This is a genomic window from Planktotalea sp., from assembly GCF_039984035.1.
Classification (GTDB): Bacteria; Pseudomonadota; Alphaproteobacteria; order Rhodobacterales; family Rhodobacteraceae; genus Planktotalea.
This window is the reverse complement of the sequence record NZ_JBDWVM010000280.1, coordinates 1-9,220: the sequence shown is the minus strand read 5'-3', so window position 1 is coordinate 9,220 and position 9,220 is coordinate 1. Positions and strand designations below refer to the sequence as shown.

11 protein-coding genes and 1 pseudogene are annotated in these 9,220 nt (G+C 55.0%); 1 reads left to right on the top strand and 11 read right to left on the bottom strand.

The window, feature by feature from the left end; all coding sequences use genetic code 11:
• The 10 genes and pseudogenes from ABJQ89_RS12845 to ftsW all read right to left on the bottom strand — a co-directional run.
• Positions 1-477 (bottom strand): annotated as a pseudogene (locus tag ABJQ89_RS12845) (D-alanine--D-alanine ligase); the annotation flags it as partial.
• 116 nt (positions 478-593) lie between these two features.
• A complete protein-coding gene (gene murB / locus ABJQ89_RS12840; RefSeq protein WP_348496611.1) occupies positions 594-1,520 on the bottom strand; it encodes a UDP-N-acetylmuramate dehydrogenase in 927 nt (308 codons plus the stop codon).
• Between the two features lie 563 nt (positions 1,521-2,083).
• On the bottom strand, positions 2,084-2,776 hold the full coding sequence (locus ABJQ89_RS12835; RefSeq protein WP_348496610.1) for a hypothetical protein: 693 nt from the start codon (positions 2,774-2,776) through the stop codon (positions 2,084-2,086).
• The gene (locus ABJQ89_RS12830; RefSeq protein ID WP_348496609.1) at positions 2,767-2,988 is read right to left on the bottom strand and encodes a hypothetical protein; all 222 of its coding nucleotides are present in this window, start codon (positions 2,986-2,988) and stop codon (positions 2,767-2,769) included. Before ABJQ89_RS12830 ends, ABJQ89_RS12835 begins: the two co-directional genes overlap by 10 nt.
• Positions 2,989-3,100: 112 nt before the next feature.
• Complete coding sequence (locus ABJQ89_RS12825) at positions 3,101-3,346, bottom strand: DUF2484 family protein (RefSeq protein WP_348496608.1); 246 nt, start codon at positions 3,344-3,346, stop codon at positions 3,101-3,103.
• On the bottom strand, positions 3,343-3,597 hold the full coding sequence (locus ABJQ89_RS12820) for a DUF2484 family protein (protein ID WP_348496607.1): 255 nt from the start codon (positions 3,595-3,597) through the stop codon (positions 3,343-3,345). The genes ABJQ89_RS12825 and ABJQ89_RS12820 overlap by 4 nt, the downstream gene beginning before the upstream one ends.
• Positions 3,594-3,908 carry a hypothetical protein gene (locus tag ABJQ89_RS12815; RefSeq protein ID WP_348496606.1) on the bottom strand — a complete coding sequence of 105 codons (315 nt, stop codon included), beginning with the start codon at positions 3,906-3,908 and terminating at the stop codon, positions 3,594-3,596. Before ABJQ89_RS12815 ends, ABJQ89_RS12820 begins: the two co-directional genes overlap by 4 nt.
• Positions 3,909-3,949: 41 nt before the next feature.
• Positions 3,950-5,365: a UDP-N-acetylmuramate--L-alanine ligase gene (gene murC / locus ABJQ89_RS12810; RefSeq protein ID WP_348496605.1), complete on the bottom strand. Its 1,416-nt coding sequence runs from the start codon at positions 5,363-5,365 to the stop codon at positions 3,950-3,952.
• Positions 5,366-5,376: 11 nt separating this feature from the next.
• Positions 5,377-6,480, bottom strand: a complete 1,104-nt coding sequence (locus tag ABJQ89_RS12805; RefSeq protein ID WP_348496604.1) for a UDP-N-acetylglucosamine--N-acetylmuramyl-(pentapeptide) pyrophosphoryl-undecaprenol N-acetylglucosamine transferase — start codon at positions 6,478-6,480, stop codon at positions 5,377-5,379.
• Complete coding sequence (gene ftsW, locus ABJQ89_RS12800) at positions 6,477-7,643, bottom strand: putative lipid II flippase FtsW (protein ID WP_348496603.1); 1,167 nt, start codon at positions 7,641-7,643, stop codon at positions 6,477-6,479. Before ftsW ends, ABJQ89_RS12805 begins: the two co-directional genes overlap by 4 nt.
• A 219-nt stretch (positions 7,644-7,862) precedes the next feature.
• Here ftsW and ABJQ89_RS12795 point away from each other — a divergent pair, with 219 nt between their 5' ends.
• Positions 7,863-9,053 (top strand): NAD(P)/FAD-dependent oxidoreductase, encoded by a 1,191-nt coding sequence (locus tag ABJQ89_RS12795; RefSeq protein WP_348496602.1) that lies wholly within the window; start codon positions 7,863-7,865, stop codon positions 9,051-9,053.
• Here ABJQ89_RS12795 and ABJQ89_RS12790 read toward each other — a convergent pair.
• Positions 9,044-9,220: SDR family oxidoreductase (locus tag ABJQ89_RS12790; RefSeq protein WP_348496612.1), on the bottom strand; the 177-nt coding region annotated here is incomplete at its 5' end. The genes ABJQ89_RS12795 and ABJQ89_RS12790 overlap by 10 nt on opposite strands.

Here is a 9,220-nt window from a genome sequence, read left to right as displayed (position 1 = left end):
CATGACCATCTCTGGCATATCATCGGACAGTTGCGGCGGACCATTGGCCGCCTCATTCACAAGGTAAACGCCGACGGAAGACCCTTCGCTATTCGGCTTCACCACATAAGGCGCGTCCATCACATGACGCGTGCGCACTTCTGCGGCAGGGGCGATAATGCTTTCCATGATCGGCAGGCCGGCTTGACGAAATACTTCCTTGCTGCGCTGCTTATCCATCGCGAGAGCCGAGGCCAAAACGCCAGAATGCGTGTACGGAATACCAAGCCACTCAAGCATACCTTGAACGCAGCCATCTTCGCCCCAACGCCCATGCAAGGCATTGAAAACAACGTCAGGTGCAAGATCGACCAAACGCGCCGCCAAATCAGCGCCCGCATCAATCTCTACAACTTCATATCCGTGTTCCCGCAGTGCTGCGACGCATTCACGCCCTGACGCCAAAGACACTTCGCGTTCAGCCGAAGGTCCGCCCATCAATACAGCCACTTTACGGGGTTGCCTGCTCGACATTCCCAACTCGTGCCTCAATTTTTACGAAGAGCTGCCCGCTCTTTTTTCACCTGCGGGGCCTGTTCATCAGGCTCCCTTTATTACTGCGGGACCGGTTCGCCGATCCTCAACACTTCCCAGTGTAACTCTATTGATTGTGTTTGGAAAACCTTTTTTCGCACCATCTCGCCCAAACCCTCTAAATCTGCGGCAGTTGCGCCACCCGTGTTGATCAGAAAGTTCGGATGTTTGGTGCTCATTTGCGCCCCGCCAAGGGTCGCGCCCCGCATTCCGGCCTCGTCAATGACCTTCCACGCTTTCAGCTCATGGGTGTCATCCGCCTGCCCTGTTGACGAAAATCCGGCAGGATTGCGGAAGGTCGAGCCTGCCGTGCGATCCTTCGTGGGCTGCGTTTCATCGCGTTTGCGTAGCTGTTCTTCCATCTTGGCATGCAGTGCCTCGGGATCGCCTGCCTCTGCGCACAGCACGGCCTCTGTGATAACCCAACCCTCGGGCAAGCTGCTGCGACGATAGGCAAATTCCAGCTCATCAGCGGTCAATGTCACCACCTCGCCCGCCCGCGTCAGGGCCGTCGCGCTCACGAAATGATCCGCAACATAGCTGCCATAACACCCCGCGTTCATCCGCACCGCACCCCCAATCGCGCCAGGGATCGTGCGCAAAAAGGTGAGGTCCAGCCCCTGATCCGCCGCCTTACGCGCCACATGCGCATCGAGCGCCGCAACCCCGCAGCGCACCAGATCGCCGTCAAACTCAATATGGTTAAAGCCGCGCCCCATCCGGATCACCGCGCCTTTAATCCCCCCATCGCGCACAATCAGGTTCGATCCAACCCCCATCGGGAAGATCGGCATATCGAGCGGCGCAGTCTTAAGGAAGGCTGCAAGATCATCCACATCCGCAGGCTGAAAAAACATCTGCGCAGGCCCGCCGACGCGAAGCCAAGTGAGATCGGCAAGTGGACGATCCATCGTAATCTTGCCGCGAATATGGGAAAAGTCAGTCATAGGATGCTCGTTCTTGTGTTTTCGAACATCTAAACCTGAAAAATGGTTTTGGAAAGCACAGCGCTTCACAACATGCGAACATTCGGTTTGAAGCTCACATGCAATCCTCGAACCCATTGAATTACGCTCAAACGTGCATAATTGCCCCTTAGCCAAACGCGTTCTAAAATCCGATTCCCGTTTAGCGCACCAAAGCCATAAGGACGCCTGAAATGACAAAACAGACAAGAATAACGATATTGGCTATCGTTCTTGTCTGCGCTTCGGCAACCCTACATTTCTCGACAATTCGCCACCAGACAGAAGCCTTCAACTCGATTGTAGATCAAGCAGAAAGTTCGCGAATAGGTCGCAATCTAGCGCTCAAAGATTGATAACTTTACTTCGTTCAACACCTCAACAATTCGCTCCAGCAACCCATCCATCTACTTGCCTTCGCAAAAGACAGCCCCGCGCCCGAACCGAGGGGTGCAAGCGAAGCGCCCCCCCCGTGGGGGCGGTTTGGGCGCTGGCCGACTAGTCGGCCATTTTCTAAATTTGAATTGTAACTCTGTTTACTTACTTTAGGAATTAAAGCGATTTCGAAGTTTCTCAAATATCTTATTTTGTATCTGCCAAAACCAACTATTTGGCACCGATTGATTTGCCATTTCAGTATTGGCAAACCTCAGGGGCTCTCCCCCATTCTCAAAGCGCGTGACAACCCTTGTTAAAACGTCAGCAAAAATCCGAGCTTCCTCGTACCAAACGTCATCAGGAACAACGGCTATTTCTGTGAGCAACGCTTCCGGCAACAATTCCCCTTTGATCGAGCTCTCCCACCAACTCATCCAAAAATCCCACGCACTCCGATCCGCTTGAATATTTTGGCGAACACTTGTCATGGCCTCATCAAACCAGCGCGGCGCCGTATCGTGCCATAGAGCCAAGGTCATAACATCCTCACCGGCTTCAAGCATCACCCCATCAAGCTGAATTTGCTTCCAAATGGTGTCAGCATCATTGGCAAATGGGCCGTAACGAATGTCGGACACCGCATCGCAAGCTTGGTTAACAGGGTCGATAGCAGCCTCAGCTGCCGAAGCCGCTTTAAATGCCATGCAAAAGGCGCGGTCGAAAGCCCTGCTACCAGAGGATGCTACTTTTCCTTCAGTAGCCAAGTAGGCAAAGTGCACTGCGTCTCCAGCAACTGAAACTGCAATATTTTTAATTTCTGGTCGCAGACATTGACTGGAAACCCCGGAGATCAAAAACACCGAAGAAAGGGCAGCGCGGACAAATCATGTTCAATAGCTTCTTTTCCAGAAAACCATTTCCAAACCAATGGAAAGCCCTGCAAAGCAATGCGATGGGTAATGCTGATTGCAACCTTTGCAGCAGCATCTTCATCCATATCTTTTGACTTAGGCCACTCCGTAAGCCACTGCCACAAGGAGTCTTCATCGTCGATATCTTTTGCGGCGATCATCTGTGCAACTTGGGGGATAGTTGCCTGCGTCACAAGGGGATTAATACGTCGTTAACCCACATCGACCTTAACTACCTGTTAACAAACAACAAATGTTTCGCTCGCGAAACAATCAGCGGAAGAAACCCTTCATCCAGCGCGTCAGGTAAATCACCGGCCAGCGCAGGATCGACATGGCGGCGACCAGTACCAGCAGCGCCACCCAAAACCCGTTTTGCGCCCAGACCCAGCCGAGCAAGGGCACACCAATCGCGATCAGCACATAGGCGTTGCGCCAGTGGTGGTCTTTGGACGGGAACATCGCGATCACGTTGGCCGTGACGAGCCAGAACAGCGCAAGGACCAAAGACAGGCTCATTCCGGCAACTCCGGACGTTCCCCCTTCGCCACGCGCCACAGGTAGCGCAGCGGGTTGCGGAACATCGACAGGAAGGCAAACATGCCAAGCACGAACCAAATCCAGCCGTGTTGATATCCGATGAAACCCAGCAAGACGGGGGCCAGCAATAGCATGATCCCAGCGGGCCAATACTGGCGGCGGATCGGTAGCAAGGCCACCACCGCCGCGCAGAGCACATAGATCGCTCCGAAGATCAGTGACAGGCTCATTTCGGTTTCCTTCTAAAATATGCCGATGTTGCATAAATTGCAGATGCGCAGGCGACCGAAAGCACAGCAGCGCAAAAAACGACAAATACTACAAGCGCATGATCTTCTCGATCGACCCAGTTGCGATTCAACCTGAAATCTGGATCATTCAGTTCCGCATGCATGAAAATGTTCATCGCGCAGGTTACGGACAATAATAAGATCGCCCAGACGACGAAGCTGCGCCAAAACCCTTTCAAACCGAAATAGACCGCGCAGATGGGAAACGAAAAGATTGCGCCAGTCAAAATAATGAAAGCTGAATTAGACACAGCGTTATCGTCCCTATTTAACACGCCTTTCGATTTTCACTTTAAACGGTGAGGTGCCCAGGCAGTCCGTTGGCCCAAGTGGAGATCGTACCCGCCCCGAGGCAGACGACCATATCGCCGGATTGCGCTTGTTCTTTGACCAGTTTGATCAGGTCTTCCTCGGTCGTGATCGCGCGCGCATGGCGGTGGCCATGGCGGATCAAGCCTGCGACCAAATCATCGCGTGATGCGCCTTCAATCGGCTCTTCGCCCGCCGCATAGATTTCGGTGATCGCGACCACGTCCGCCTCGTTGAAGCAGGAGCAGAAGTCATCGAAGTGATGGTGCAAGCGTGTGAAACGGTGCGGCTGGTGGATCGCGATTACGCGCCCCTCAGACGCTTGACGCGCGGCTTTGAGCACGGCTGCGATTTCTGTCGGGTGGTGGCCATAGTCGTCGATGATCGTCACGCCATTGACTTCGCCCACTTTGGTAAAGCGACGGTTCACACCGCCGAACGCCGCGAGCGCCGCGCGAATGTCATCGCCCGACATGCCCAAGTGGCGCGCAGCCGCGACAGCGGACAAAGCGTTGGAGACGTTGTGATCCCCCGGCATCGGCAAAGAGCAGCCTTCGATCACTTGATCCTCATTCTGCAAATGGATGTCGAACATGGCAACGCCGCCCTTGTAGTGCAGGCCAACCGCGCGCACGTCGGCTTGAGCGTTGAACCCATAGGTGATGACGCGGCGGTCGGTCAGTTTACCAACCAGCGTTTGTACATCGGTATCGTCAGTACAGCAGATCGCAACGCCATAGAACGGGATGTTGGAGACGAAATCGAGGAAACCTTGGTGCAGGTTTTCCTCGGTACCCCAATGCTCCATGTGTTCAGGATCGATATTGGTGACGATGGCGATTGTCGCGGGCAGACGGTTAAAGGTCCCGTCGCTTTCATCGGCCTCCACAACCATCCATTCGCCCTGCCCCATGCGTGCGTTAGAGCCATAGGCATGAATGATACCGCCGTTCACAACCGTCGGATCGAATTTGCCCGCATCAAGCAAAGTCGCGACCATTGTGGTGGTGGTCGTCTTCCCATGGGTGCCCGCAACGGCGATGTTGAGTTTGAGGCGCATGAGTTCGGCGAGCATTTCAGCGCGGCGTACAACGGGCAGTCCGCGACGGCGCGCTTCGTCAAGTTCAGGATTGCCCGGTTTGATCGCCGAGGAAATCACAACAACTTCGGCGCTTGCCAAGTTTTCGGCGCTTTGCCCGACGAAAATCTTGCCCCCCAGTTTTTCAAGCCGTTCGGTGATGGGTGAACTTTTCAGATCAGAGCCCTGCACCACATAGCCGTGGTTGAGAAGAACTTCGGCAATACCAGACATTCCAATCCCGCCGATACCGACAAAATGGATCGGGCCCACGTCACCGGGCAGTTTCGTGGGCGGGTTCAAAGTTTGTGCTGCACTCATCACTTCGTCTTTCATGTCTTCTTTTGCGTCGCGAGGTATTCCACCATGTCGACAAGTTGTTCTGTTGCATCCGGTTTGCCGCAATCGAGCGCGGCATTCGCCATTTGCTGCGCGCCATCGGGGTTGCTCAAAACCGTGTTCAATTGCTCGGTCAAGGCATCCACATCAAAAGCGCTTTCAGGCATGAGGATCGCAGCCCCCGCTTCGGTCAGCCCACGTGCGTTGGCGCTTTGGTGGTCTGCTGTTGCTGCTGCGAAGGGCACCAAGATAGATGGTCGGCCAATGATCGAAATGTCGGCAACGGAGGATGCCCCCGCGCGGGAGATCACCAATTGTGCCTCGCTCATACGATTAGGCACATCGTTGAAGAAGGGCTGCACGTCGGCGTTGATGCCCTGCTCCGCGTAATAATCCGCAACGCGCTGACCATCTTCATCGCGCGCTTGATGGCTGACGCGCAGGTTCCGCAGAATATCCATTGGCAAGGCGGCAATCGCGGGTGGCACAACGTCCGACAAAATACGCGCACCTTGGGAGCCGCCCATGACGAGCAAGCTCATCGGGTAATCACCGGGCGCGATGTATCCAGCGCCAGCACGTTCTAGAACGGTGCTGCGCACTGGGTTGCCCGTGTGATGCGAAGTGACGCCCTCGGGCAATTCGGTGGGCCATGTACCGCAAGCAATCGCATCGACGCGTTTGGCGAAGATTTGGTTCACGCGACCAAGTACGCCGTTTTGTTCATGGATCATGCGCGGGCGGCGCAGGATTGTTGCCGCTGCCAATGCGGGAATGCTTGGATAGCCGCCAAAGCCAACAACGATGTCAGGCTTGTCGCCGAGCATCTTGAAGGTTGAGCCAATAACGCCGCCCAAAATGCGCGGGATCACTGCGAGTTTCGCAAGGAGACCACCGCGCGCGAAGGTGGCGCTGGCGATTTGTTCGATCTCTACCGTGTGAGGAAAGCCGCCCGTATACCGCGCGCCGCGCGCATCGGTGCTGAGTTTCACGCGCCAACCTTTGCGCAACATTGCTTCGGCCAACGCTTGGGCAGGAAACATATGCCCCCCCGTGCCCCCAGCCGCGATAACCAAGAGCGGCGCTTTCTCACTCATCTTAAACGTCCTCGTAACAGATCACCAATTTCGCCTTGTGGGCGGGTACGGGTAAATGCCAAAAGCATGCCAACTGCAATACCGCCTGCGATCAGTGACGAGCCACCGTAGCTCACAAATGGCAAAGTCATGCCTTTCGCAGGGAGCAAACGCACCGCAACGCCCATGTTGATCATCGCCTGCACGGCGAACATGCAGGCAAGGCCGGTGCCCGCGAGGCGGATAAACGGATCACGCTCACGCATCAGGCGAAGGAGCGAGCGGACGATAATGCTCGCGTAGATCAGAATAATGCAGAGCACGAGGAAGAGACCGTATTCTTCTGCGGCAACAGCGATGATGAAATCTGTATGCGCATCGGGCAAAGACCACTTCACTTCCCCCTCGCCCACGCCGACGCCAAAGAAACCGCCCTCACGGATCGCATTGGTCGCATAGCCAAGCTGTGTGGTCGGATCGACGTCCGTTGACAGAAACCCATCAATGCGGCGCGCGAAGTGTTCGGAATTGTTGTAAGCGACAAAGCCACCCGCGACGACCAACCCTGCGATGCAGAGCAGCAAGGTCATTGGCGCACCAGCCACGAAATACATCACGCCCCAACCAAAGAGGATCAGGCAAGCCTGACCAAAATCTGGCTGCATCGCGAGGATTAGAACGATTGTGACGGTGAGCATGAAAGACCAAAGACGCCCGGGCGGGCCACCAATCTCTTGCGAAGCGGCCATCATCCAAGCGGCGACAACGATGAAACCGGGTTTGAGGAATTCGGAAGGTTGCACGGATGCAAAGCCAAGCGAATACCAACGCGTCGCGCCTTTGCCGAAGTCCGTTCCGAAGAAGGGTAGCAGGATCAGCGCGATGAAGGAGACGAGAAAGCCAAGAACCGCCAAACGGCGCACAACAACGGGATTGAACATCGAGGTGATCAACATCGCTGTGAGTGCGAGGCCGCCAAAAAAGGCTTGTCGCTGAACATAGTGGAAGGGTTCGAACCCGTTTTTTGCGGCCAAAGGTGGCGACGCTGCCAAGCCAAGCAAAATTCCGATCCCGAATAGGATCAGAATGCAGGACATTGACCATTTATCGACTGTACGCCACCATTTGGGTAGCACCGGCTCGCCATCCCGTACGGGGACGCTGCCATAAACCATTTCCGTCATAGATCACCGCTGATCGTTGCCTCGAACATGTCCTGTTATTCAGGATCTGCTTGCAATGTAGCGAATCAGCGAATCGATTGCCAGTCTTCTTTGCAATCAAGCGGAATGCCGCGAGACGGCATGCTTTATGAGCATGGCCTTGGGGCCATGCGGTTTGCCTCCGGCGGGGATATTTGTAGAGAGAGGAAAGAGGATTCTTTTTAAGGGCCGGTGACGAGCATGGATTTTGACACGATTATTATCGGTGCAGGTGCGGCAGGCATGATGTGCGCGGCCTATTCTGGCGGGCGCACGCTTGTGATTGATCACGCCAAGGCCGCAGGTGAGAAAATCCGCATTTCCGGGGGCGGACGTTGTAATTTTACAAATTTAGGCGCTTCTTCGGCAAATTTCATCTCGGAAAACCCGCATTTTTGCAAGTCCGCTCTGAAGCGATATACGCAATGGGACTTCATTGATTTGATTACGAAGTACAAAATTGCCTATCATGAGAAGACGCTTGGGCAACTCTTTTGTGATGAGAGCGCCAAGCAGATTGTTGCGATGCTGTTGAGCGAAATGGACAAGGCGGGCGCGGAGCTTTGGCTTAAGACTTCGGTTAGATCTGTGCGCTATGAGGCCGGGCTGTATCACATTGCAAGTGAACGTGACGGCAAGCAGGTTGCTTTGCGCGCGAAAAACCTTGTTCTGGCAAGTGGCGGCAAGTCGATCCCAAAGATGGGCGCGACGGGGTTTGCCTATGACATTGCACAGCAATTCGGGTTGGCGCTGACGGACATTCGCCCTGCCCTTGTTCCGCTGACGTTTGCAGATCAACGCTATGCGCCCATTTCAGGTGTGGCGACGCCAGCGCGCGCGACGGCCAATAGTGTCGCGTTTGAAGAGGCTGTTTTGTTCACCCATCGCGGTCTGTCGGGGCCTGCGATTTTGCAGGCGTCCTCTTATTGGAAAGAGGGAGATGTGGTGTCGCTGGATATTGATCCGAGCAGAACGTTGTTTGATACGCTGCGCCTTGCACGCCGCGAGCAAGGCAAGCGGGATGTGAGCACTATTTTAGCCCAGCAGATTCCTGCGAGATTGGCGCAGCATGTGGTCGAAGAATTCGCGATCACAGGGCGGATTGGTGATCAGTCTGACAAGGCCCTTGAGGCGCTTTGTAATCGCCTGCGCCATTGGGAGCAGCGACCAACGGGCAGCGAAGGATATCGCACGGCTGAAGTGACCTTGGGTGGGATTGATACGGACGGCGTGTCGTCGAAAACGATGGAGGCTAAGGCCCAAAAAGGGCTTTATGTGATAGGTGAAGCAATTGACGTAACCGGTTGGCTTGGTGGATATAATTTCCAATGGGCGTGGTCCAGCGGCTGGGCCGCTGGCACAGCGATTGCCGCCGACTTAAATCAGACCTGAGGATCGGGATTGACGGTATGTCCGTCTACCGCAACCACCTGACCTGAGACCAACCTAGCGCCCTTACTTGCGAGGAAGACAGCCATATTTGCGATGTCCTCTGCTGTGACAAACGAGCCCATTGAGGTGCCGCTGGCATAACCATTGTAGACTTCATCACGCGTCAT